This is a genomic window from Rahnella sp. Larv3_ips (assembly GCF_003697865.1).
Taxonomy (GTDB): Bacteria; Pseudomonadota; Gammaproteobacteria; order Enterobacterales; family Enterobacteriaceae; genus Rahnella; species Rahnella rivi.
On sequence record NZ_MJIB01000004.1, the window covers coordinates 95,313 to 118,820 of the forward strand.

Annotated in this window: 21 protein-coding genes; 5 read left to right on the plus strand and 16 right to left on the minus strand. The window is 54.4% G+C overall.

What is annotated here, in order from left to right; all coding sequences use genetic code 11:
• Window positions 1-50: 50 nt before the first annotated feature.
• The 3 genes from mglB (at window position 51) to mglC (ending at window position 3,841) form a co-directional block, all read left to right on the plus strand.
• On the plus strand, window positions 51-1,049 hold the full coding sequence (mglB, locus tag ED901_RS02910) for a galactose/glucose ABC transporter substrate-binding protein MglB (protein ID WP_056769188.1): 999 nt from the start codon (window positions 51-53) through the stop codon (window positions 1,047-1,049).
• 227 nt (window positions 1,050-1,276) lie between these two features.
• The gene (gene mglA / locus ED901_RS02915) at window positions 1,277-2,812 is read left to right on the plus strand and encodes a galactose/methyl galactoside ABC transporter ATP-binding protein MglA (RefSeq protein ID WP_056769190.1); all 1,536 of its coding nucleotides are present in this window, start codon (window positions 1,277-1,279) and stop codon (window positions 2,810-2,812) included.
• 18 nt (window positions 2,813-2,830) lie between these two features.
• Entirely contained in the window at window positions 2,831-3,841 is a 1,011-nt protein-coding gene (gene mglC / locus ED901_RS02920; protein WP_056769191.1) for a galactose/methyl galactoside ABC transporter permease MglC, read from the plus strand.
• 105 nt (window positions 3,842-3,946) lie between these two features.
• Here the strand turns inward: mglC and sanA are convergent, their stop codons facing one another.
• The 9 genes from sanA to ED901_RS02965 all read right to left on the minus strand — a co-directional run bounded on the left by sanA (window position 3,947) and on the right by ED901_RS02965 (window position 12,661).
• Window positions 3,947-4,870: an outer membrane permeability protein SanA gene (gene sanA / locus ED901_RS02925; RefSeq protein ID WP_122094721.1), complete on the minus strand. Its 924-nt coding sequence runs from the start codon at window positions 4,868-4,870 to the stop codon at window positions 3,947-3,949.
• A 218-nt stretch (window positions 4,871-5,088) separates the two neighbouring features.
• Window positions 5,089-6,786, minus strand: a complete 1,698-nt coding sequence (locus ED901_RS02930) for an NAD-dependent malic enzyme (protein WP_122094723.1) — start codon at window positions 6,784-6,786, stop codon at window positions 5,089-5,091.
• Between the two features lie 150 nt (window positions 6,787-6,936).
• Entirely contained in the window at window positions 6,937-7,821 is an 885-nt protein-coding gene (cdd, locus tag ED901_RS02935; RefSeq protein ID WP_122095603.1) for a cytidine deaminase, read from the minus strand.
• A gap of 174 nt (window positions 7,822-7,995) precedes the next feature.
• On the minus strand, window positions 7,996-8,730 hold the full coding sequence (locus ED901_RS02940) for an arginine ABC transporter substrate-binding protein (protein WP_122094725.1): 735 nt from the start codon (window positions 8,728-8,730) through the stop codon (window positions 7,996-7,998).
• Window positions 8,731-8,954: 224 nt separating this feature from the next.
• Window positions 8,955-9,623, minus strand: coding sequence for an arginine ABC transporter permease ArtM (gene artM / locus ED901_RS02945; RefSeq protein ID WP_056769198.1), 669 nt, complete (start codon window positions 9,621-9,623; stop codon window positions 8,955-8,957).
• On the minus strand, window positions 9,623-10,339 hold the full coding sequence (artQ, locus tag ED901_RS02950; RefSeq protein WP_056769200.1) for an arginine ABC transporter permease ArtQ: 717 nt from the start codon (window positions 10,337-10,339) through the stop codon (window positions 9,623-9,625). Before artQ ends, artM begins: the two co-directional genes overlap by 1 nt.
• Window positions 10,340-10,351: 12 nt before the next feature.
• Window positions 10,352-11,083 carry an arginine ABC transporter substrate-binding protein gene (gene artJ / locus ED901_RS02955; protein WP_056769202.1) on the minus strand — a complete coding sequence of 244 codons (732 nt, stop codon included), beginning with the start codon at window positions 11,081-11,083 and terminating at the stop codon, window positions 10,352-10,354.
• Window positions 11,084-11,131: 48 nt separating this feature from the next.
• Complete coding sequence (artP, locus tag ED901_RS02960; protein WP_122095604.1) at window positions 11,132-11,860, minus strand: arginine ABC transporter ATP-binding protein ArtP; 729 nt, start codon at window positions 11,858-11,860, stop codon at window positions 11,132-11,134.
• Window positions 11,861-12,079: 219 nt separating this feature from the next.
• Window positions 12,080-12,661 (minus strand): lipoprotein, encoded by a 582-nt coding sequence (locus ED901_RS02965; RefSeq protein WP_122094727.1) that lies wholly within the window; start codon window positions 12,659-12,661, stop codon window positions 12,080-12,082.
• Between the two features lie 177 nt (window positions 12,662-12,838).
• On the opposite strand from ED901_RS02965, the gene ED901_RS02970 reads away from it, so the two are divergent.
• Together ED901_RS02970 and ED901_RS02975 are read left to right on the plus strand one after the other, a co-directional pair.
• Window positions 12,839-13,165, plus strand: a complete 327-nt coding sequence (locus ED901_RS02970; RefSeq protein WP_056769207.1) for a heavy metal-binding domain-containing protein — start codon at window positions 12,839-12,841, stop codon at window positions 13,163-13,165.
• On the plus strand, window positions 13,162-14,010 hold the full coding sequence (locus tag ED901_RS02975; RefSeq protein WP_122094729.1) for an N-acetylmuramoyl-L-alanine amidase: 849 nt from the start codon (window positions 13,162-13,164) through the stop codon (window positions 14,008-14,010). Before ED901_RS02970 ends, ED901_RS02975 begins: the two co-directional genes overlap by 4 nt.
• A 22-nt stretch (window positions 14,011-14,032) precedes the next feature.
• Here the strand turns inward: ED901_RS02975 and ED901_RS02980 are convergent, their stop codons facing one another.
• From ED901_RS02980 to ED901_RS03010, 7 genes are all read right to left on the minus strand, one after another.
• On the minus strand, window positions 14,033-15,067 hold the full coding sequence (locus ED901_RS02980) for an NAD(P)-dependent oxidoreductase (protein ID WP_056769211.1): 1,035 nt from the start codon (window positions 15,065-15,067) through the stop codon (window positions 14,033-14,035).
• Window positions 15,068-15,221: 154 nt separating this feature from the next.
• Window positions 15,222-16,664 carry a DUF2867 domain-containing protein gene (locus ED901_RS02985; protein ID WP_122094731.1) on the minus strand — a complete coding sequence of 481 codons (1,443 nt, stop codon included), beginning with the start codon at window positions 16,662-16,664 and terminating at the stop codon, window positions 15,222-15,224.
• Window positions 16,665-16,742: 78 nt separating this feature from the next.
• Window positions 16,743-17,756 carry a low-specificity L-threonine aldolase gene (gene ltaE / locus ED901_RS02990; protein ID WP_072158017.1) on the minus strand — a complete coding sequence of 338 codons (1,014 nt, stop codon included), beginning with the start codon at window positions 17,754-17,756 and terminating at the stop codon, window positions 16,743-16,745.
• An 86-nt stretch (window positions 17,757-17,842) separates the two neighbouring features.
• Window positions 17,843-19,564 (minus strand): ubiquinone-dependent pyruvate dehydrogenase, encoded by a 1,722-nt coding sequence (gene poxB, locus ED901_RS02995; RefSeq protein ID WP_056769214.1) that lies wholly within the window; start codon window positions 19,562-19,564, stop codon window positions 17,843-17,845.
• A gap of 179 nt (window positions 19,565-19,743) precedes the next feature.
• A complete protein-coding gene (hcr, locus tag ED901_RS03000; protein ID WP_122094733.1) occupies window positions 19,744-20,757 on the minus strand; it encodes an NADH oxidoreductase in 1,014 nt (337 codons plus the stop codon).
• Between the two features lie 6 nt (window positions 20,758-20,763).
• Window positions 20,764-22,416, minus strand: a complete 1,653-nt coding sequence (gene hcp / locus ED901_RS03005; RefSeq protein ID WP_122094735.1) for a hydroxylamine reductase — start codon at window positions 22,414-22,416, stop codon at window positions 20,764-20,766.
• A 176-nt stretch (window positions 22,417-22,592) separates the two neighbouring features.
• Window positions 22,593-23,492: a lysine exporter LysO family protein gene (locus tag ED901_RS03010; protein ID WP_122094736.1), complete on the minus strand. Its 900-nt coding sequence runs from the start codon at window positions 23,490-23,492 to the stop codon at window positions 22,593-22,595.
• Window positions 23,493-23,508 lie beyond the last annotated feature (16 nt).

The window sequence follows — 23,508 nt, forward strand, 5'->3', positions numbered from 1 at the left end:
TGGAGTTCCGGTGCCAAATTCTGTAACACCCTACATAACCGGAGATACAAATGAATAAGAAGGTCTTCACCCTGGCTACTCTGGCTGCAAGCATGATGTTTGGTTTTGCCGCGCATGCTGCTGACACTAAAATTGGCGTCACCATCTATAAATATGACGACAACTTCATGTCTGAAGTTCGTAAAGCCATCGAGAAAGATGCGAAAGCGACGCCAGATGTGCAACTGCTGATGAATGACTCGCAAAACAGCCAGTCCACCCAGAATGACCAGGTAGACGTCATGCTGGCGAAGGGTGTGAAGGCGTTAGCCATCAACCTGGTTGACCCTGCTGCAGCCCCGGTCATCATCGAGAAAGCCCGCGGCGCTGGCATTCCGGTTGTTTTCTATAACAAAGAACCTTCCCGTAAAGATCTCGACAGCTACGATAAAGCTTACTACGTCGGTACTGACTCTAAAGAGTCTGGCGTTATCCAGGGCGAGCTGATTGCCAAACACTGGAAAGCGAATCCGGCCTGGGATCTGAACAAAGACGGCGTGATCCAATATGTGCTGATCAAAGGCGAACCGGGCCACCCGGATGCTGAAGCGCGTACCAAATACGTCATCAGCACACTGAATGGCAAAGAAGGCCTGAAAACTGACCAGCTGCAACTTGATACCGCAATGTGGGATACCGCACAGGCGAAAGACAAGATGGATGCATGGTTGTCTGGTCCGAATGCTAACAAAATCGAAGTGGTTATTGCCAACAACGACGCCATGGCAATGGGCGCAGTAGAAGCACTGAAATCTCATAACAAATCCAGCATTCCTGTCTTCGGTGTGGATGCCCTGGCAGAAGCGCTGGCGCTGGTGAAATCCGGTGCGATGGCCGGTACCGTGCTTAACGATGCCAACAACCAGGCGAAAGCCACGTTTGATCTGGCAAGAAATCTGGCCGCAGGTAAACCAGCCGCCGATGGCACCAACTGGAAGCTCGAAAATAAAGTGGTTCGTATTCCTTACGTAGCGGTAGATAAAGACAATCTGTCTTCTTTCGTGAAATAAAAAATACGGCACAAGCAGTAAAGACAGATAGCAATAAAAAACAAAGCTAAGCAGTGGCATAAATAATTGCGGTTAAGCCGTAAATAAAGACTAAGTGTTATTAGACGTTAATGCTTATCTGACAGGACGTCATGTCGCCCTGCGTGTGGTGAGTTTACTGACCGCACGCAGGGCTGACATCAGGTATTAATACACCCGTTTATTTTTATCTTTAGCCAGGTATAACTATGGCCGATAATTCGTTATCTGACACACCAACAGAAAAGCCGGACGAATTCCTGCTGGAAATGAGTGGTATCAATAAATCATTTCCTGGCGTCAGGGCGTTGGATAATGTGAATTTAAAAGTGCGCCCCAGCTCTATTCATGCCCTGATGGGTGAAAATGGCGCCGGTAAATCCACATTATTAAAATGCCTTTTTGGGATTTACAGCAAAGACTCCGGTACGATTCTTTTTCAGGGACAGGAAGTCAATTTTAAAAGTTCAAAAGAAGCGCTCGAAACGGGCGTGTCGATGGTGCATCAGGAATTAAACCTGGTGTTGCAACGTACCGTCATGGACAACATGTGGCTGGGACGTTACCCGACGAAAGGCATTTTTGTCGATCAGGACAAAATGTACAAAGACACTAAAGCGATTTTTGACGAGCTGGACATTGATATCGACCCGCGCGACAAGGTCGGTAAATTGTCCGTTTCGCAGATGCAGATGATCGAAATCGCCAAGGCGTTTTCCTACAATGCAAAAATCGTCATCATGGACGAACCCACTTCCTCGCTGACGGAAAAAGAGGTGAACCATCTGTTCACTATCATCCGTAAGCTGAAGGATCGCGGCTGCGGTATCGTGTATATCTCTCATAAGATGGAAGAAATTTTCCAGCTGTGCGATGAAATCACCATCCTGCGCGACGGCCAGTGGATCATCACGCAGCCGCTGGAAGGCCTCGACATGGATAAAATTATCTCCATGATGGTCGGTCGTTCACTGAGCCAGCGTTTCCCTGACCGACTGAATGTGCCGGGTGAAGTTATCCTCGAAGTGCGCAATCTGACCTCAATGCGCCAGCCGTCGATCCGTGATATTTCCTTTGATTTGCACAAAGGTGAAATTCTGGGGATCGCCGGATTAGTGGGTGCAAAGCGTACGGATATCGTCGAGACGTTATTTGGTATTCGTGAGAAAGTCTCCGGAACCATTAAACTGCACGGCAAAAAAATTAATAATCACAGTGCGAATGAAGCCATTAACCACGGCTTCGCGCTGGTGACGGAAGAACGACGTTCAACCGGTATCTATGCGTATCTGGATATTGGTTTTAACTCGCTGATTTCAAATATTCGTCAATATAAAAATAAAGTCGGCTTGCTCGATACCGCCCGAATGAAAAGCGATACCCAATGGGTTATCGACTCCATGCGGGTAAAAACGCCGGGGCATAAAACCAGTATTGGTTCATTGTCTGGCGGGAATCAGCAAAAAGTCATTATCGGGCGCTGGTTACTCACCAAGCCGGAAATATTGATGCTGGACGAACCGACGCGCGGGATTGACGTTGGGGCGAAATTTGAAATTTACCAGTTAATCACCGAGTTGGCGAAAAGAGAAAAGGGGATCATTATTATCTCCTCTGAAATGCCGGAGTTGCTGGGTATTACTGACAGAATATTGGTTATGAGTAATGGACAGGTTGCGGGTATTGTTGAAACCAAACATACCTCGCAGAACGAAATTTTACGCCTGGCTTCCTTGCATCTCTAATTTTTAAGGGTTCTTATTATGAAAGCATTAAATAAGAAAAGTGTGCTCACTTATTTAAAAGAGGGCGGGATTTATGTGGTGTTATTGGTCCTGCTGGCCATTATTATCATCCAGGATCCAAGTTTCCTCAGTCTGGTCAACTTAAGTAACATTCTGACGCAGTCTTCCGTGCGCGTTATTATCGCACTGGGCGTCGCGGGTCTGATTGTCACGCAGGGTACTGACCTGTCAGCCGGGCGTCAGGTGGGGTTAGCGGCCGTTGTCGCGGCCACCATGCTGCAGGCGATGGACAACGTGAACAAGGTCTTCCCGCATCTTGACGTGGTGCCGATCCCGCTGGTTATTCTGACCGTGTGTATCGTTGGCGCGCTGATTGGTTTGCTCAACGGCGTGATCATCGCCTACCTGAACGTGACCCCGTTTATTACCACCCTGGGCACCATGATTATCGTTTACGGGATTAACTCACTGTATTACGACTATGTGGGTTCCTCACCGGTGGCCGGTTTTGATCCGGGCTTCTCACAGTTTGCTCAGGGCTTTATCCATCTGGGCGGTCTGAAAATCTCCTACATCACCTTCTACGCGCTGATCGCTATCGGTTTCGTCTGGGTGCTGTGGAACAAAACCCGCTTTGGTAAAAACATCTTTGCTATCGGTGGTAACCCGGAAGCGGCGAAAGTCTCCGGCGTTAACGTTCCGTTAAACCTGATCATGATTTATGCGTTGTCTGGTGTGTTCTATGCATTCGGCGGTTTGCTGGAAGCAGGGCGTATCGGCAGTGCGACCAACAACCTCGGCTTTATGTATGAACTGGATGCCATCGCAGCCTGTGTGGTCGGCGGCGTGTCATTCGCCGGTGGTGTCGGTTCTGTGGCAGGGGTGGTGACCGGGGTACTGATCTTCACCGTCATCAACTACGGCCTGACGTATATCGGCGTCAACCCGTACTGGCAGTACATCATCAAGGGCAGCATCATCATCTTCGCGGTAGCGCTGGATTCCCTGAAGTACGCCAAGAAGAAATAAGATATCGGGCAGTAAAAGAAAGGCCGCTTATGCGGCCTTTTGTTTTGGCGAAGAAAGACGGGAGGTCACTCGCTCTGCCTTTGCAGGGCGGGCGTCGTCATGCAATCACTGCCTGAAAGGATTTCTGCCCACCGGTTTCGCCGGTTCGGGCTTCGCCGCTGGCTCAACCTCTTCGGTTTCATCCTGCGCCGCGTCATTCTCTTCCTGTTCCGTTTTCAGTCTTTGTGCTTCATCCGCCGCGGCTTTATCGGCTGCGGCTTTGTCTGCAGCGGCCTTTTCGGCTGACGCTTTGGCGATGGCGGCCTTTTTCTCGGCTTCCAGTTGCTGCTGCAATGCCAGAACCTGCTCCGGCGTGACGGCAGGATAGCCCTGAGCATCATCGGGAACGTTGTGGATGGCAGGGATCGGGATCAGCGGGCCCAGGAAGCGCGGCTCGCGTTTGAGCAAATACAAATCCGTCAGCGCGCCGAGGCGGGCGAAGATCTCACGGCTGCGCACGCTGAGCATATTTTTCGGAGAAGGCACGGCGAAGCATTGCGCCTGAATGCCCATGTGCAGGGCGATAAACAGGGCGCGTTCGCAATGGAAGCGCTGAGTGATAATGATGAAATCGTTGGTGTCGAACACCTTGCGGGTACGCACGATGGAATCGAGGGTGCGGAAACCGGCATAGTCGAGCACGATATCGCTGGAAGGGATCCCGGCGGCAATCAGATCACGACGCATGGTGCTCGGTTCGTTGTAACTTTGTTGTGCGTTATCACCGCTCAGCAGCAGATATTTCACTTTGCCGCTGTTGTAAGCGTTGATCGCGCCCTGGATCCGGTAGAGATAATACTGGTTGATAACGCCGGTACGGTAGTATTTGGAGGTACCGAGCACCACGCCGACCTGACGGTGCGGTAACGACTGCACCTCGTCATAAATGTAGGGTTGCGTACGCAAACTGATCCACCGATCAAGCCCGATAGCGACCGCCAGCATCAGAATAAAGATGCCGGTAATGCCAGCTATAATTCGCTTAATCATAGTTATCCCTGTTTATGATCGGATGGAAATCGGATCCAAGGCTACTGTACCTGTCAGGGTGACGCAATACGTTGAAGTCTGCATCCTCGGGCTTCGCCGTTTTTTTCAGCGCTTTTCAGTGAATTACTTAGTGATATGCGTAGAGAGTTGCATTTTTCGCCAAAAAAAAGACCAATGCACAAGGCATTGGTCAGGATCAGGTCAGTCTGATTACTCCGTCAGAACGACGTACGTTTGTACGTGCGGTACTGAGGAGCCCAGAAGTTGTGTTCGATCGCTTTTGACAGCGTATCTTCTGAGGTTACCATCGCCACACCTTGCAGTTGTGCGGCTTTGGCGACTTCCATCGCGATACATTTTGAGACGCCCTGAATATCATCCACGTCCGGCAGCAGGGAACCTTTGCCTTCGGTAGCGAGCGGAGAACACTCGGCCAGCGTGCGGCTGGCGGCCATCAGCATGCCATCGGTGACGCGGGTTGCGCCCGAGGCGATGACACCCAGCCCGATGCCAGGGAAGATGAAGGAGTTGTTGCACTGCGCGATAGGATAGAGTTTGCCTTTGTAATTGACCGGGGCAAACGGGCTGCCGGTGGCGACCAGTGCGGCACCGTCGGTCCAGTTCAGGATATCCGCCGGTGTGGCTTCCACGCGGGAAGTCGGGTTGCTCAGCGGCATGACTACCGGGCGCGCACAATGTTTGTGCATCTCGCGGATGATCTCTTCGGTGAACAGTCCCGGCTGGCCGGAGACGCCAATAAGCACGGTAGGTTTGGCGTGGCGCACCACATCCAGCAGTGAAATGCTGTCATTTTCCATTCCCCAGCCGGCCAGCGTGCTACTTTTTTGCGTCAGCTTGCTCTGGAAATCCAGCAGGTTCGGCAGTTTGTCGGTCAGTAAACCGAAACGATCTACCATGAAGACTTTCCCGCGCGCTTCTTCTTCACTCAGACCTTCGGATTTCATCTGTGCGACGATTTGCTCGGCGATCCCGCAACCGGCAGAACCGGCACCGAGGAACGCAACGGTCTGGTCACTCAGCTTGCCACCGGCGGCTTTGCTGGCAGCAATCAGGCTGCCCAGCGCCACGGACGCGGTACCCTGAATGTCATCATTAAAGCAGCACAACTCATCGCGGTAACGGGTGAGGATCGGCATCGCATTTTTTTGGGCGAAATCTTCGAACTGCAACAGCACATTTGGCCAGCGAATTTTCACCGCCTGAATGAACTGATCCACAAAGGCATCGTACTCTTCGCCGGTGATGCGCGGATGACGCCAGCCCATGTACAGCGGGTCATTGAGCAGTTGCGGGTTATTGGTACCGGCATCCAGCACCACCGGCAGGGTGTAGGCCGGGCTGATGCCACCACAGGCGGTATACAGCGACAGTTTACCGATCGGAATGCCCATGCCGCCGATGCCCTGGTCGCCCAGGCCAAGAATGCGTTCGCCGTCGGTCACCACCACCACTTTAACGTGCTGTTTGGTGGCGTTTTGCAACATGTCGTCGATGTGCGCGCGGTTCGGGTAGGAGATGAACAGGCCACGGGCGCGACGATAAATATCAGAGAAATGCTCGCAGGCTTCACCCACGGTCGGCGTGTAAATGACCGGCATCATTTCGCTGAGATGACTGTCCAGCAGACGGTAGAACAGCGTCTCGTTGGTGTCCTGAATGTTTCTCAGATAGATGTGTTTATCGATATCTGTTTTGAAATTCTGAAACTGACGGTAGGCGCGGTCTGCCTGCTCTTCAATGGTTTCCACCGCTTCAGGTAAAAGACCGTGGAGGTTGAAGTTGTTGCGTTCTTCTTCAGTGAACGCGCTGCCTTTATTCAGTAACGGAAATTCTAACAGGATAGGGCCGGCATGCGGGATATACAGGGGGCGTTTACTTTCGTATTCAAGTTCCATCGTTTTACTCTTCCGGTGCTCAGAATGTTAATTTTTATATTTTAGAGGCATGAGGGTAACAGAGAGGAAACGGGGAATTCAAATCTGGCACTGTTATGTAACTAATGACTACGGCGACGTAGTCATTAGTGTTATGCCGATCACGAATTATCAGCAGGTCAGGGTGGTGACGTCACCGCAGCCGATGGCGTTGAGCGTGGCGCGGGTGGCGTCATTTTGCGTGATAAGCGCACCGGCGTTTTCCACCAGCACGGCGCGGCGTACTTTCAGGCAATCCTCACCGGACATATTCAGCAGGATCAGTGCCGCCTGGAGCGGAGGCAGGCCCGGGTTGAATGCGGCGTTTTCGGCGTAGCGGCCGCCAAACTGTTTGCCGCTGTGGGTTTCCAGCGCCACGCCGCTGTGCGACTGACTGTAAGGCGCATGGCTCTGATTGCAGGCATCCAGCGCCAGCTGAGCCAGTGAGTCAGCTCCTTCAAGCTGATAACCGTGATTGACCTTGTCCATCAGCAGGGTGGTGATGTCTAAATCTTTTGGCCCGAAAGAGTGCGGCAGATAATCGCCGAGTGTGGCGACATCACGATCGGGCAGATGGATATCCAGCGCCGTGCCGCTGGTCAGTTCGTTCATAAACTGACGGCAGTGGCCGCAAGGCGTGTAATTCACCGTGATGGAAGCCAGACGTGTTTCGCCGCGCAGCCAGGCGTGCGTGACCGCAGACTGTTCCGCGTGAACGGTTTGCTGCATTGGCGCACCGGCGAACTCCATATTGGCACCGAAATAAAGGTTGCCGGAGATGCCGCGTGCAATCGCGCCGACGTGGAAATGCGATATCGGGGTAACGGAACAGGCCGCTGCCAGAGGTAACAGCGCAAAGGCCAGTGCGTCGTCGTCCAGTCCGGTCGCCTGTTTTACATGCGCAACGTCAGCCGCGGTGAGCATTGCCGGGAAGTCATCATGTCGCAAAAGCGGCTCAAGCGCGGAGGACAGATTTTCAGGGAGTGCCGCAAAGGCGGTGTGAAAACGTGCGTGCATAAACATTCGATCTCGAAGTAGTTACGGTTTCACAGTGTAGAAGTCATTTCATGAACTAAGTGTGACGGATGTCACTTTTTGAATGTAATAACTTTAGCTGGTTTGCATTTTTGAGAGATGTTACGCATAACAGCCGTCTTTTAAGACGGCTGTTAAAGAAGGATCAGACAGAAATCAGTGAGCGGGGAACCACTTGTCATTAATCTTCTGGAATTCGCCGTTCGCTTTAATGCCTTCGAGCGCCGTGTTCAGCTTCGCCAGCAGTTCCTTATTATCAGGACGCACTGCCATACCGACTCCGGTACCAAAGTATTGCGGGTCTTTGATAAGCTCGCCAACTTCGCCTAAATTCGGGTTGGATTTCAGCCAGCCATTCAGCACCGCCGTATCGCCCAGCAGGCCATCCAGACGACCACTTTTCAGATCCAGAATCGCATTCTGATAGCTGTCATAACCGACGGTGGTGATTTCAGGGTGTTTTTCCATCAGGTATTTCTGGTGCGTGGTGCCATTTTCCAGCCCGACACGTTTACCTTTCAGATCGGCCATTGAAGCGAATTTGCCCTTCGGCCCGATGATCATCGCGGTATTGGCGTAGTACGGTTGAGTAAACGTCACCTGCTTGCTGCGCTCTTCGGTGATATCCATTCCGGAGATGATCACGTCAAAACGACGGAATTTCAGTGCCGGGATCAGGCCGTCAAAAGGCTGATTGGTAAAGGTGCAGGTTTCCTGCATCTGCTTGCACAGCGCGTTCGCCAGATCGATATCAAAACCAATAATCTGATTGTCAGCGCCGATCGATTCAAACGGCGGATAAGTCGCCGATGTGCCGAAACGAATCGTATCCGCAGCGGTGGCAGCAAAAGCAGTGGCAGACAAGAGGGCAGCGAGGATCAGCTTTTTCATGCAATACATTCCTGTTCAAAAAATGACATTCCCTTCATGATACAGTTTACTGATTTTATTAATGTAATCGGCTAACTGGCAGGAAGTGAGACTTCGTTTAAAGTGCCATCAAATGAATTTATATGCAATAAATTTGATTAAAAAATTATAAAGCAGAATGTGCGCCGAAATTTGGATGTAAAAAAAGGGACGATTTCTCGTCCCTTTCGTTTTGCATATCAGAATCAGTTGCGGCGTTCAAAGGCCAGCGCGCGACGTTCTATCAGACGCATCATCAGGGTCAGTAACCCGTTCACGCAAAGATAGACCAGGCCTGCGGCGCCAAACACCATCACATCGTAGGTGCGGCCATACATCAGTTGGCTGTGGCCCATCACATCCATCAGGGTGATGGTGTAAGCCAGTGAGGTACTTTTAAAGACCAGCACCACTTCGTTGGAATAGGACGAGAGTGCACGTTTAAACGCGTACGGCAGAAGAATGCGCAGGGTTTGCGGTTTCGACATGCCCAGCGCTTCACAGGATTGCCACTGGCCGGACGGGATGGCCCGCACCGCGCCGGTAAACAGCTGCGTGGTGTACGCCGCGCTGTTCAGCGCCAGCGCAAACATCGCGCAAAGCCACGGCTGTGACAGCACTTCCCACAACCAGGGAATTTCACGGATCGACGGAAACTGGCCCGGACCGTAGTAAATCAGGAAGATTTGTACCAGCAGCGGGGTACCGGTAAACAGCGTGATATAGGCTTTCACGATCTGGCTGACGACCGGCACTTTCAGCGTCAGGATCACGGTGAACAGCATGGCCAGAATCAGCGCCACAACCAAGGCTGCCACGGTCAGCGTCAGGCTGGTGTGCAATCCTTTGAGGACTTCAGGTAAATATTCCCACATCACGAAGCACTCCGTTCAAAGCGGGTGGTACGCAGTTCGATGCGTTTAATCACGAACTGGCTGAACAGGGTGACAAGCAGATAAATGCACGCCGCAATCACGTACCAGGTAAACGGCTCCTGAGTGCGGGTCGCAATGCTTTTGGTTTGCAGCATCAGGTCGTTCACGCTGATAAGCGACACCAGCGCGGTGTCTTTCAACAGCACCAGCCACTGATTACTCAGACCCGGTAACGCGTGACGCCACATTTGCGGCATGATCAGGCGAAAGAAAATCGCCGATTTTTTCATGCCCAGCACCTGACCGGATTCCCACTGGCCCTGCGGTACGGCTTTCAGCGCGCCACGCAATGTCTGCGAGGCATAGGCGGAATAGAGCAGGGAAAGGGCGATCACGCCACAAACGAACGGGCTGACTTCGAAGTTCTCGATGGGCAACTTAATCGGAATGGCAAACAGGCCGAGATTGATGCTAAAGCCATCGGCCAGCACCATCAGCAACTGTGAGGAGCCGAAATAGATGAACAGCACCACCAGAATTTCCGGCAGGCCTCGCAGCACGGTGACCCACGCGGTGCCCAGCCAGCTGAGCGGCTTCCAGGGTGCGGATTCCCAGACAGCGAAAATCATCGCCAGCACCAGGCCGAGGATCAGCGCACAAACGGCAAGGCCGACGGTCATCCCGGCGGCGCTGGCTAAAGGTTGGAATTCATTCATTGATAGGCAAACTTATTGCTGGAACCATTTTGAATACAGCGTCTTGTAGGTGCCGTCAGCTTTGACTTTCGCCAGTGCATCATTGAGCTTCGTCAGCAATTCGGTATTGTTCTGACGAACAGCGACACCCAGACCGGTACCGAAGTAAGTCGCGTCAGTGATTTTGTCACCCACGGCGGCCAGGTTTTTGTTCTGCTTGAGCCACTCGTTGACCACGGCAGTATCACCGAACACCGCATCCAGACGACCATTTTTCAGATCCAGCACGGCATTCTGATAGCTGTCATAAGGCACAGCGGTGATTTCAGGGTGTTTATCCATCAGGTATTTCTGATGCGTGGTGCCGTTTTGCATACCGACACGTTTGCCTTTCAGCGCAGCGACGTCAGTGAACTGGCCGGAGTGCGCGATGAACAAGGCGGAGTTGTCGTAGTACGCGTTGGTGAACGCCACTTGTTTCTGGCGCTCAGGGGTGATGTCCATACCGGAGATCACGGCGTCAAAACGACGGAATTTCAGGCTTGGGATCAGGCTGTCGAATGCCTGGTTAGTAAAGGTACAGGTCGCCTGCATCTCTTTACACATGGCGTTCGCCAGATCGACATCAAAGCCCTGGATCTGGTTACTGGAGTCTACAAACTCAAACGGAGGATAAGACGCTTCCATCGCGAAACGGATGGTGTCAGCAGCGCTGGCTGACAAACTGACGGTAGCCAGAACCGCGGCAATTACTAATTTTTTCATCGCTAACTCCGTAGAAAACATCAATTAATGTATTTATAGACAACCAAATTAATGGGACAGGTAGCTGGCAAACTCTTTGGTTTGCGGCTGGGCGAAAACAGAGGCGTCGCCTTGTTCCACGATCCGTCCGTTTTCCATGTACACCACGCGGCTCGCGGTTTTACGCGCGACTTCCACTTCGTGGGTCACGATAACCTGAGTAATGCCGGTGCCAGCCAGTTCACGAATAATGCTGACGATCTGGGCGGTGATTTCCGGGTCAAGCGCGGCGGTCGGTTCATCAAACAGCAGAACCTGAGGCTCCATCATCAGCGCACGGGCAATGGCCACACGCTGTTGCTGGCCACCGGAAAGATGCAGCGGAAAACGATCGGCATAATCAGTCAGTCGCAGACGGGTCAGCAATTTCTGAGCGCGTTGCATCGCGACCTCTTTGGTCAGACCCAATACACGCATCGGGGCTTCCAGTAAGTTGTCGAGCACGGTGCGGTGCGGCCACAGATTGTATTGCTGGAAAACCATGCCGACATTCTGACGCAGTTCGCGGATCGCTTTTTCATCCGGTTTGCGGGTGAAATCGAAGGTGTTACCGGCGATTTGCAGTGTGCCTGAACGGGGCATTTCCAGCAGGTTCAGAACACGTAACAGGGAGCTTTTGCCTGCACCACTTGGCCCAAGTAAAACCAGGGTTTCACCGGCGGGACAGTTGAGCTGGATGTCAAAAAGCGCCTGATGCACGCCGTAGAAGCAGTTGATGCTATTAAGTTGAATACTCATGCGCAAATAGTGAATAGCCATTGATGCCGCAGATGGTAACTTCCACAGCATAGTTATGCAACGATCGCGGCTTAAAAATTATCTGTAGCCGCAGGAATGCCAAAGTGTAGCACAAGATATTGTTGCATCACTGTGACGCAGATGTTGGTCAATGATGTTATTCACCCTTGACCAACATTATGCATACGCGTTATTGCGTTTATTCAGGAAAGGATAATGTTACTGATTTTCCAAAACCTGACGCAAAGTGCCGCTTGAGGCGAAGTCGAGATCGGCCATGTAACGGACGTCATCGACAGTCCAGCAGGTGCCTTCGCGCACCATCAGAACTTCATCTTTCCAGGTGCTGGAGGCGCCTTTGTCTTTCTCATGCGTGAAAGTCACGCGCAGAGGAATATTGCGGGCATCGGTGTTAGGAATGGTCGAGGCGCTGTCTACAGAGGCGGAGGTCGGCCCGTCAAACAGGCTGGAGAACACGTCGCCATCACCGGAACCGGCTCCGGCTTTCTCGTTCGGAGAGGCGGCGATATCCACTTTCGGCTGGGACTGCGCTTTTTGCAGCGCGTTATACAGTCCGGTGCTCAGGTAAGGGCGGTATGCTGCCAGCTGGCTGGAGTTGGGTACACCGCTGCCGCCTTGTTTGATGCGGAAATCGTAAAATTGCTGGGCAACGCTGTCCGGGCCGCCGTCGATGCAGGGAGCCGCGCGGCTGCCGATATCCTTATACGCAGGTTCGACCGTGGTACAGGCACTGAGCATCAGCACCAGCGGGATGGTGGCGGCAAGAATTTTCTTTTTCATTGTATTCCTTACTGAAAGATTGAACGTTTTCACCATGACTTTCTTTACCATACAGTATAAAACCGATTTGGCTTAATGCATGGCGAAGAGAAAATGATACGTTTTTTCCGTGCGCATACTTTATGCTATTCAGGCGCTTTTAAATGAATCCCGGACGACAACTGATAAGGAATACTCATGCAAATTTCAACGACCCCGACGCTGGAAGGTTTCATCATTGCGGAATACTGCGGCGTGGTGACCGGTGAGGCGATTTTAGGTGCCAATATTTTCCGCGATTTTTTCGCCGGTGTGCGCGATATCGTCGGCGGACGTTCCGGGGCTTATGAGAAAGAGCTGCGTAAAGCCCGTGAAATCGCGTTCAGCGAGCTGGAAGAACAGGCCAAAGAGCGCGGAGCGAATGCGGTGGTCGGCGTGGATATCGATTACGAAACCGTGGGTAAAAACGCCAGTATGCTGATGGTCAGCATCTCCGGCACCGCTGTGATTGTGCATCGCAAATGATGTGCCGTGGCCTGAAGGCCGGTGCGTGCGCGGCCTTGCTGCTCCTGCTGGCCGGTTGCCAGAGCACCAGCCAGTCAGCGGTGAACTCACCGTTCCGGCTGGAAACAACTCATCAGGCACAGGGCGCGGATCAGCGGATCCGTTTTCTGGTGATCCATTACACTGCTGAAGATTTCCACAACGCATTAACGACCCTTACCGATGAACACGTCAGCGCGCATTACCTGATCCCGGCCAAACCGCCGCTGGAACAGGGCAAGCCGGTGGCGTGGCAACTGGTGCCGGAAGAGATGCGCGCGTGGCATGCGGGGGCCAGCGGCTGGCGCGGGCGGACCAATTTGAACGATACGTCCGTCGGCATTGAGCTGGAGAATAAAGGCTACAGTAAACATTTGCTGGGCAAGAAGTTTTATCCTTTTCCGCCTGCACAAATCGGTCTGCTGGCTAACCTGAGCAAAGAAATTGTTGCGCGCTATCAGATAGAGCCGCGCAATGTGGTGGCACACAGCGATATTGCACCGCAGCGTAAAGACGATCCCGGTCCGCTGTTCCCGTGGCAGGAAATGGCTCAGCGCGGGATTGGCGCATGGCCGGACGCCGGTATCGTGCAGGCCAGACTGGCCGGGCGCGATCCGCAGCAGCCGGTTGATCAGGCACAGCTGCTAGCCTTGCTGAAACAGTACGGTTATACGGTGACGGATGACATGACACAGGCCCAGCAACGCCGGGTAATTGCCGCGTTTCAGATGCATTTCAGGCAGAGCGACTACCGCGGCAATGCCGATGCACAAACTCAGGCGATTGTGCAGGCGTTATTGCAGCAGTTTCCGGATAAGAATGACTGAGAAAAGCGGCTGACGAGAAGGGTCAGTCGCGTTTCGGGCCGATGCCGTGCAGGCCCTGAAGTTTGCCGTGATCACGCAGCCAGTCGGCGGTGCGGATAATCCCCTGATCGAGCGAAATCACCGGTACATAGCCGAGTTCTTTCTGTGCGCGCCGGGTATCGAGTGTCAGATCAAAATTCAGTTTTGCCACGCTGTAATGCGTCAGCACCGGCTCTTTATGCGAGCTTTTGCTGATGCGCTCCATGCCGCGCGCCATCACATCCAGCAGCGGGTAGGGCACAGAACGGATGCGGTATTTAATGTCCAGATTTTCCATCAGCTGCCTGACCAGCGTGCGCAATGGCCGCGGTTGCTGGTTGGTGATGTTGAATGCCCGCCCCGATTCTGTCGCGTCAGTCTGCGTCGCCAGCCACATAGCATGAACGGCATTTTCGACGTAGGTCATGTCAACCAGCGCTTCCCCCCCGCGTGGCAGCATCAGCGTGCCGCCGTATTTCAGCATTTGCAGCAGGCGCGGCAGCAGCACGTTATCGTGCGGCCCGAACAGGCCCTGCGGACGCAAAATGGTGAAATGGGTTTGCGGGTTGGAGAGCGCCAGTGTGTGGATCACCTGTTCTCCGGCCGCCTTACTGCGGGCGAAAGAGTTGGCGAAGCGGTGAGGGCGGAAGTCTTCCTGAATATCGCGGTGATGATGAAAATCGAAGTAGATGGCCGGGGAGGAAATGTGGACGAAGTTTTCCACGCCATAGGCCGCTGACCACTCTCCCAGACGTCGCGTAGCGCGCACGTTTGCCAGTTCGAATTCCTTTTCACTGCCCCACGGCGACATCAGCCCGGAACAGTGCCAGACGGTATCGATGTCGGCGAGCAGTGCTTTAGCCTGCGAAGACACCAGGGTGGTGAGATCGGCATGAATAAATTCCGCACCGATTTTCTGCAAAAGTGAGCCCATTGCGGCATTGCGACCCGTCGCCCTGACGCTGATGCCTTTATTACGCAGAAACTCGACCGCGTTGCGCCCAAGGCCGCTGCTCGCGCCGGTGACCAATACCTTCATAAACAGGCCAATGCCTTCATAAATGGAGAAAAATTGTTGTCAGCTGTGAAGTGATGACACCCCGCAGCAATAAGGGTGCCATTCTTTCGTGAATTTGTGCGGCTTGCAATGGGAAAGGGAGTGAGCAATGTCTGAAAGCGCGTTAAATAACCCTTTATCGCCCGCAACGATCTTTCTGTCGTGCAAGGCTGGCGATACGTTTTGCCATTCCGCGGAAAATAAACTGATGCGCGGGCATCATGCTGAACCAGTAGAGCAGGCCACGGAAACCGGCAGGATGCCACCAGGCACGCACATCCAGGCTGCGGCTTTCGCCGTTATCCGTGATGGTAAAGGTCAGCCGCCCCAGCCCCGGTGCTTTCATACCAAAAAGCAGCACCAGTTCGCGCTGTGGTTTCAAACCAATCACTTTCCAGCCATCAATTTTGTCACCCGGCTTAAGGAAATCGCGTTCGGGGCGACCATATTTCACTTTGCCGCCGAGCAAATCATCCATTCTCGCCCGCGTTTTCCATAAACCGTTGGCATAAAAATACCCTTCGCTGCCACCCAGTTGCTGCACCACTTTCCACAACGCGGCTTTTGAGGCAGACGTTTCCAGAGTAAATCCGGCCTGTTTCGGGTAATAGCCGTAGCCAGCGCGCCAGCGTTCACGGGCGTCGGCGTCATATCCCCAGTCGGGTGAATCCATCACCTGCTGCTGTTCTTTTTCCAGCGTAGTGCGGATCGCCTCATCGACGGGGATCAGTTCTTGTGGGATCAGCTGTTGCAGCGGCGCGCTGTCGGCAGGGAGATCGTGCTTCAGCCCCTGAATAAGCGCTTTTGCCAGCGGCGTCGGTACCGAGGTGATCAGGCTGAGGAAATAGACGGAGACGAACGATGTCGGCATCGGCAGGGGGATCAGCCAGCGGCGCTTTCCGCTCATGGCGATAAAGCGTTCGAACAGCGTCTGATAGCTGATGTACTCCGGCCCGGCAGCCTCAAGAATGCGATTGCCGTGCGCAGGTAACGCCACCAGTTCGCGCAGATACACCAGCAGGTTTTCCAGTGCCAGGGGGGAAGATTTTGAGCGAACCCAGCGCGGCGGCGTGAGAACCGGCAGGTTATACACCATGTCGCGCATCACTTCGAACGCCGCCGACCCCGCGCCAATCACGATGCCCGCACGCAGTTCGGTCACCGGAATATGGCTCATACGCAGGAGATCGCCGGTGAGTTTACGTGCCTGTAAATGCGGAGAATCGCTGTCTTCCGGCTGCATCGAACCGAGGTAAACAATGTGTTTTATCGACGACTCTTTCAGCGCCAGCAAGGTGTGCTGGGCTGCCTGCCGCTCTTTTTCCAGCAGATCGTCGTCTTCCGTCATGGCGTGAACCAGATACACCAGTACGTCGGCCCCTTCAAAGGCCGCGGCCAGCGTTTTACTCTGGTAGACGTCGGCAAAACAACAGCGGACGTTTTGCCATTTCTGTTGTTGCAGCCATTCAATGCGGCGCGCGGCGGCTGTGACCTGAAAACCGTTCTGGCTCAGGTGGGCAGTCAGGTGTTGGCCGATGTATCCGCTGGCACCGAGTATGACGATCCGTGGCATGTGCATAATCCGTTTTGCTAGGGGTAAAAGGAATCATGGAAATGCGGCAATAACCCGGAGATTATCGCCGCAGGCTGGCAGTGATCAGGCGTGCTGGTGCAGGAATTCCTGCCACAGTGCGACGACTTTTTGCAGATCTTCACGGCTGATGTTGATGTGGGTGAGCACGCGCGTCAGGGGGCCGGCGCTGATGATCACGCCGCGTTCACGCATCCACGGGCCCATTTTGGCCGCCAGCTCAGCGCTTTGTCTGATGTACAGCACGTTGGTTTGCGCACCCGGCTCGGCGATTTCCACGCCGATTTTGGTCAGCTCTTCTGCCAGCCACTGAGCGTTATCGTGATCGTCTTTGAGCCGCGCAACGTTATTTTCCAGCGCATAGATCGCCGCCGCTGCCAGAATGCCGGACTGGCGCATGCCGCCGCCGGTCATTTTACGCCAGCGGTTAGCGCGGTGGATGTACTCTTTGCTGCCGACCAGCAGCGAACCGATCGGCGCACCCAGACCTTTTGAAAGGCAGATGGTCAGGGTATCGCAATATTGGGTGATTTCGCGTAACTCAACGCCCTGAGCCACGGCGGCATTCATGATGCGTGCCCCGTCGATGTGCAGTGCCAGCCCTTTTTCACGGGTCAGCGCGTAGGCTTTTTGCAGATAATCGAGAGGAAGCACTTTCCCGCTGTGCGTATTTTCCAGGCTCAGCAGGCGCGTGCGGGCGAAATGGATGTCATCAGGTTTGATGGCGGCGGCGATTTTATCCAGCGCAATGGAGCCATCGGCGGACATATCCAGCGGTTGCGGCTGGATGCTGCCGAGTACCGCAGCGCCACCGGCCTCATACATATAATTGTGGGCTTTCTGGCCGACGATATACTCTTCGCCGCGCTGACAGTGGGTCAGCAATGCCACCAGATTTGCCTGGGTGCCGGTCGGTAAAAACAGGGCGGCTTCTTTACCACACATTTTTGCCGCCAGTGCCTGTAAAGCATTTACCGTTGGGTCATCGCCGTAGACATCATCGCCGACTTCAGCATGGGCCATGGCCTGACGCATCGCTTCACTGGGGCGGGTTACGGTATCACTGCGTAAGTCGATCAACGTGGGCTTCCTTCTGCTGTGTTTTTAGAATGTAAGATCAGACGGGCTGAGAGCCCGCCTGACCTTCCACTATAGCCCTGTCAGGGTTATCGCAGCCAGTTGGTTTTTGCCAGTTCGACGACTTCATCACCCCGGCCACTTATCACCGCACGCAGCATGTACAGACTGAAGCCCTTGGCTTGCTCGAATTTGATCTGTGGCGGCATCGCCAGTTCTTCGGTGGCGGTGATCACATCTACCAGCACCGGCCCTTCGTAAGCAAACGCATCCTGCAAGGCGGCGTCAATGTCCGACGCTTTCTCCACACGGATCCCTTTGATGCCGGCGGCCTCGGCAATGGCGGCGAAATCCGGGTTTTTCAGCTCAGTGCCGTCCGTCAGATACCCGCCTGCTTTCATTTCCATCGCCACAAATCCCAGCACGCTGTTGTTAAAGATGACGATTTTCACCGGCAGCTTTTGCTGCGCCAGCGTCAGAAAATCCCCCATCAGCATGGCGAATCCGCCGTCGCCGCACAGCGCCACCACCTGCCGCGAGCGGTCAATCGCCTGCGCACCTATGGCCTGCGGCATGGCGTTGGCCATCGAACCGTGGTTGAACGAACCGAGCAGACGGCGCTGGCCGTTCATTTGCAGATAACGGCACGCCCAGACGGTCGGCGTGCCGACGTCACAGGTAAAGATGGCATCCGATGCGGCGAACCGGCTGATCTGTTGCGCCAGATACTGCGGGTGAATAGCCTGCTTGTCATTCGGCGTCGCCAGTCCGTCGAGATCTTTACGCGCTTCTTCATAATGCTTCAGCGCTTTGTCGAGGAACTTGCGTTCAGTTTTGGCCTGTAACTGTGGCAGGAGCGCGGTCAGCGTGGATTTGATGTCACCGACCAGCGCCATATCGACATGACAATGGGAGCCGATGCTGCCCGGATTGATATCAATCTGAATGATTTTCGCGTCCGTCGGATAAAAGGCGCGGTACGGGAATTGTGTGCCGAGCAGGATCAGCGTGTCCGCATTCATCATGGCGTGGAAGCCGGAAGAGAAGCCGATAAGCCCGGTCATGCCGACGCTGTAAGGGTTATCCCACTCGATATGCTCTTTGCCGCGCAGTGCATGCACCACCGGCGCTTTCAGCGTTTCAGCCAGCCTGATCACTTCGTCGTGCGCGCCCGCACAGCCGCTGCCGCACATCATCGTAATATTGGTCGCACCGTTGAGCAGTTCAGCCAGCTTTGCCAGTTCGGTTTGCTGCGGAATAACCCTTGGCAGCACCGGCGGATACCAGCTGATTTTGGCATCTTCAGGCGCGGGTTTAAGCGCGACGTCGCCAGGTAACACAATCACCGACACGCCACGGTTGAGAATGGCTTTGCGCATGGCGATCGCCAGCACCTGCGGCAACTGTTCAGGATTGGTCACCATTTCACAGTAGTGGCTGCATTCGCGGAAAAGCTCGGTCGGATGGGTTTCCTGAAAATAACCGCTGCCGATTTCGCTCGACGGAATATGAGCGGCAATGGCGACCACGGGAACGTGATTGCGGTGACAGTCGAACAGGCCGTTGATCAGGTGCAGGTTGCCCGGCCCGCAGGAACCGGCGCACACCGCCAGTTCACCGGTGATTTGTGCTTCGGCACCGGCGGCAAACGCAGCCACTTCTTCATGACGCGTGCCCAGCCATTCAATGGTGCCCATACGGTTCAGGCTGTCACTCAGGCCGTTCAGTGAGTCACCGGTGACGCCCCAGATGCGTTTAACGCCCGCCGCTTCTAATGTTTTCGCCAGATATGACGCTACGCTTTGCTTCATCTTCAGTTCCCTCGGTGTATTTCATAAAAAAGACTGGGTTAAGCATAGTCCACTGATTACATCCTTGAATGTTCAGCCTTAAACCATACAAAATTATGCAGAGGAGGGGGGTGAAATTTTGTAAAACTGCCCGCTCAGACTGTAAAGAATCATGTGCGGGCAGCGAGTTAACGCGGGGTTCAGGCGAGGGTGACGTCGCCCTGAAGCTGACAACTGCAGGCCAGCACATATCCCTGAGCGACGTCTTCATCGGTCAGCGTCATGCGGCTGGTGGTCTGGTAATCGCCGCTGAGTATGCGGGTTTTACAGCTGCCGCACACGCCTGCGCGGCACGCGGCGGTGACCGGTATTTTATGCTGCTCCATCACGGCCAGCAGCGTGGAACCGACCGGTACGCGGTAATTCTGCAACGGCGTCAGGCGGGTCAGCGTCAGTTGCTGACCGGAAGACACCCCGGTTTCCGTCGCCTGAAACTGCTCTTTAACGATGTTATCCGCCGCCACACCGAGTTCTTTCGCCCAGTCGCCCGCCAGTTGCATATAAGGTGCAGGCCCGCAAATCATCACCCGACGGTCACGGATATCCGGCACCCGACTTTGCAGCAAATCCTGGCTCAGCCGTCCGGCGATGTGCCCGGATCCGGCGCCATTTTCCGCAAGAAGGGTCAGATCCAGTTGCGGATATGTTGCGCACAGGTGCTGCCATTCCTGCGCAAAGATAATGTCCTGCGGGCTGCGCACGCTGTAAAACACCTGCACACTTTGCGCAGGATGATGCGCCAGAATATCGCGTGCGACAGACATCACCGGCGTCACGCCGCAACCGGCCGCCAGCAATAACAACGGCTGCCGGGTTTCGCAGGTAAATTCTCCCAGGGCGTCACTCAGCCAGACGTAATCACCGGGTTTGATCTGCGTTGTCAGCCACTGTGAGCCTGCGCCGCCGTCGATGCGGCGCACCGTCAGCTGAATAAACGGGCTTTGCCCCGGCGTGGAGGAGAGCGTGTAAGCGCGCTGAACATCGCCGCGCTGGCCGATGTTCACCAGCGCAAACTGGCCGGGCTGATAATCATAAACATCATGATTGATCAGGGAAATAGTCCAGACATCGGGCGTTTCCTGTGCAACCGAATAGACCTGCATACGGTTCTGGCACAGCGCCGTTGGCTGATCGGGGAATAACGGAAAATTCATCTCGGTTTACTCCGGCAGCATGGTTTTCAGATCCTGCTCCACCGAAGTGATTGCACGCAGGCCAAATTTTTCATTGAGGATCGCCAGCAGGTTATCGGTCAGGAAGGCCGGCGCCGTCGGGCCGGTGGCGATGTTTTTCACACCGAGCGACAGCAGGGTCAGCAGGATCACAATGGCTTTTTGCTCGAACCACGACAGCACCAGACTCAGCGGTAACTCATTCACGCCACAACCTAATTTCTCGGCAAGATTCACAGCCAGAATAATGGCGGAATAGGCATCGTTGCACTGACCGACGTCCAGCAGACGCGGCAATCCTTCAATGGTGCCGAAATCCAGTTTGTTGAAGCGGTATTTGCCGCAAGCGAGGGTCATGATCAGGCAGTCTTTCGGTACGCTGACCGCCAGATCGGTGAAGTAACTGCGTTCGCCGCGGCTGCCGTCACAGCCGCCAATCAGGAAGATGTGGCGCAGTTTTTTGGTGGCGACCAGATCAATGACGGTATCGGCTGCACTGAGCAAAGTCTGGCGGCCAAATCCGACAGTGATTTCCTGTTCGATTTCACTGTAACGGAAACCCGGAAGCTGCAACGCCTGTGAGATGACCTGCGCAAAATCTTCGCCTTCCAGATGCTGCACGCCCGGCCAGCCGACGATGCTGCGGGTCCAGATGCGGTCGCCATAATTGCCGACGTTCGGATCAATAATACAGTTGGACGTCATGACCACCGGGCCGGGGAATTTCGCGAATTCCACCTGCTGATTTTGCCAGCCGCTGCCGTAGTTACCGGCCAGATGCGGGAATTTTTTCAGTTCCGGATAACCGTGCGCGGGCAGCATTTCGCCGTGGGTATAAACGTTGATGCCGGTACCGGCGGTTTGCTCGAGCAGCATCTGCAAATCTTTCAGATCGTGACCGGAAATCAGAATCGCTTTGCCTGCCAGCGGACGGACGTTTACCGCCGTAGGCTGCGGATGGCCGTAGGCGTCGGTTTCACCTTTATCCAGGATGGCCATCACGCTAAAGTTCATTTTGCCGATCGCCATCGCGTTGTCGAGCAGTTCGCCCATGTCGGCGGGTTGCGTACCGAGCCACGCCATCAGACGGTGATATTCGGCGTAAATGGCGGTATCTGACTCGCCCAAAACATGGGCGTGTTCCATGTATGCCGCCGCCCCTTTCAGGCCATACAGACACAACATGCGCAGGCCATGAATGTCATCGCCGATCTGCGCTTTATCACCGTTGAGCGCAAACTGTTGCGCCTGTTGTTGCAGCTCGCTCAGGTTATCGCTGACCAGTTCCAGCGCGGCCAGCGGGTGACTGACGGTGATCTCCGGGTCCATCAGGCGACAGCGAACGGCCAGCGATTCACGGTAAAGAATGGCTTCACGGGCATAGCCGACGATACGATCTGAATCGAAGTTCACGTTGGTCAGGGTGGAGAAAAAGGCGCGGGGCGCGAAGCTGTCGATCTCTTCATCAATGATGCCGTAGCCGCGTGCCGTCAGTGCCCAGGCGGAAAGGCCTTCTAACACTGCGACCAGTAAGTCTTGTAAATCAGAGGTTTCTGCCGTTTTGCCACACATTCCCTGCGCATACGCGCAGCCATTGCCCGCCGGGGTACGGACTGTTTGTTCACATTGCACACAAAACATAATGAGGTCCTTTTTTAAAGTTGCATTTGAAATGCTTGTTTTAATGCAAGCCTAAGACCGGCAGGCTCAAAAATGAAGGGATTTTCAGAGGAAGTGAGCTGAACTTGATTTATCGCAAGTTTTGCAGGCAGGGAAGGACGTTTCCCGCCGCATCACGCAGCGGGATGACGGCGTCATCAGGCCGAGAAAAAGGCCATCAGAACCGGGGATAACAGGCTGAGCACGAAACCGTGAACCACCGCAGGCGGCACCATATCCAGCCCGCCGCTGCGCTGTAAGACCGGCAGGGTGAAATCCATTGACGTTGCGCCGCACAGACCCAGCGCGGTGGAACGGCTGCTGCGTACCAGCGTCGGGATCAGCATGATTGCGCACAGCTCACGCGCCAGATCGTTAAAGAATGCGGCGCTGCCGATGACCGGCCCGAAAGAGTCGGTGAGAACGATGCCGGAAAGCGAGTACCAGCCATAACCGGAGGCGAGCGCCAGCCCGGTTTTCAGCGGCAACCCGAGCAGCAGGGCGGCCAGCGCACCGCCGATCAACGCGCTGATCGCCACCACCACCGCCACTATCATGCCGCGGCGGTTAAGGATGATCTGGCGCAGGGTCATGCTGCTGTTGCGCAGCTGGATACCGACCAGCGCCAGCAGGAAGAGCAGGGCGAGTTCACTGGCCTGCGAGGCGAAAGTCAGCCAGTGCCATTGCGTCAGGCCGAGCGCGAAGCCACCGATCACCACGCCGCACAGTTTCAGAGATTCCAGCGCCATGTGTAAACGCGACGGTAACTTTTCCTGTTTATGCTGGGTTTTCCACGGACGGCGGCGTTCGAGCAGCCAAAGCGCCGCGTAGTTCATCACAAAGATGCACAGGAAACAGACGGCGGCATATTTGAAAATCAGTAATAAATTGGTGCTGAGATTGTCGAGGAAGGCCAGGCTGATCCCCATAATGAACAGGATGACATACACCATCCAGCTCAACATCTGGTTCACAACGTGCAGCAGAGCGCGGTTTTTAACCGGAATAAGGTAACCGAGAATCAACGGCAAAAGAATAATCAACAGGCCGGAATACATGAGATCAAATCCCTGA

Excerpts from the sequence above, each read along its gene's own strand:
- mglB (WP_056769188.1), top strand. The coding sequence starts at position 51 with ATGAATAAGAAGGTCTTCACCCTGGCTACTCTGGCTGCAAGCATGATG.
- mglA (WP_056769190.1), top strand. The coding sequence starts at position 1,277 with ATGGCCGATAATTCGTTATCTGACACACCAACAGAAAAGCCGGACGAA.
- mglC (WP_056769191.1), top strand. The coding sequence starts at position 2,831 with ATGAAAGCATTAAATAAGAAAAGTGTGCTCACTTATTTAAAAGAGGGC.
- artQ (WP_056769200.1), bottom strand. The coding sequence starts at position 10,339 with ATGAATGAATTCCAACCTTTAGCCAGCGCCGCCGGGATGACCGTCGGC.
- artM (WP_056769198.1), bottom strand. The coding sequence starts at position 9,623 with ATGTGGGAATATTTACCTGAAGTCCTCAAAGGATTGCACACCAGCCTG.
- ED901_RS02985 (WP_122094731.1), bottom strand. The coding sequence starts at position 16,664 with ATGCACATGCCACGGATCGTCATACTCGGTGCCAGCGGATACATCGGC.
- ED901_RS02975 (WP_122094729.1), top strand. The coding sequence starts at position 13,162 with ATGATGTGCCGTGGCCTGAAGGCCGGTGCGTGCGCGGCCTTGCTGCTC.
- sanA (WP_122094721.1), bottom strand. The coding sequence starts at position 4,870 with ATGATTAAGCGAATTATAGCTGGCATTACCGGCATCTTTATTCTGATG.
- poxB (WP_056769214.1), bottom strand. The coding sequence starts at position 19,564 with ATGAAGCAAAGCGTAGCGTCATATCTGGCGAAAACATTAGAAGCGGCG.
- hcr (WP_122094733.1), bottom strand. The coding sequence starts at position 20,757 with ATGAATTTTCCGTTATTCCCCGATCAGCCAACGGCGCTGTGCCAGAAC.
- artJ (WP_056769202.1), bottom strand. The coding sequence starts at position 11,083 with ATGAAAAAATTAGTAATTGCCGCGGTTCTGGCTACCGTCAGTTTGTCA.
- ED901_RS02965 (WP_122094727.1), bottom strand. The coding sequence starts at position 12,661 with ATGAAAAAGAAAATTCTTGCCGCCACCATCCCGCTGGTGCTGATGCTC.
- cdd (WP_122095603.1), bottom strand. The coding sequence starts at position 7,821 with ATGCACGCACGTTTTCACACCGCCTTTGCGGCACTCCCTGAAAATCTG.
- hcp (WP_122094735.1), bottom strand. The coding sequence starts at position 22,416 with ATGTTTTGTGTGCAATGTGAACAAACAGTCCGTACCCCGGCGGGCAAT.
- ED901_RS02930 (WP_122094723.1), bottom strand. The coding sequence starts at position 6,786 with ATGGAACTTGAATACGAAAGTAAACGCCCCCTGTATATCCCGCATGCC.
- ED901_RS02980 (WP_056769211.1), bottom strand. The coding sequence starts at position 15,067 with ATGAAGGTATTGGTCACCGGCGCGAGCAGCGGCCTTGGGCGCAACGCG.
- ED901_RS02970 (WP_056769207.1), top strand. The coding sequence starts at position 12,839 with ATGCAAATTTCAACGACCCCGACGCTGGAAGGTTTCATCATTGCGGAA.
- ED901_RS02940 (WP_122094725.1), bottom strand. The coding sequence starts at position 8,730 with ATGAAAAAGCTGATCCTCGCTGCCCTCTTGTCTGCCACTGCTTTTGCT.
- artP (WP_122095604.1), bottom strand. The coding sequence starts at position 11,860 with ATGAGTATTCAACTTAATAGCATCAACTGCTTCTACGGCGTGCATCAG.
- ED901_RS03010 (WP_122094736.1), bottom strand. The coding sequence starts at position 23,492 with ATGTATTCCGGCCTGTTGATTATTCTTTTGCCGTTGATTCTCGGTTAC.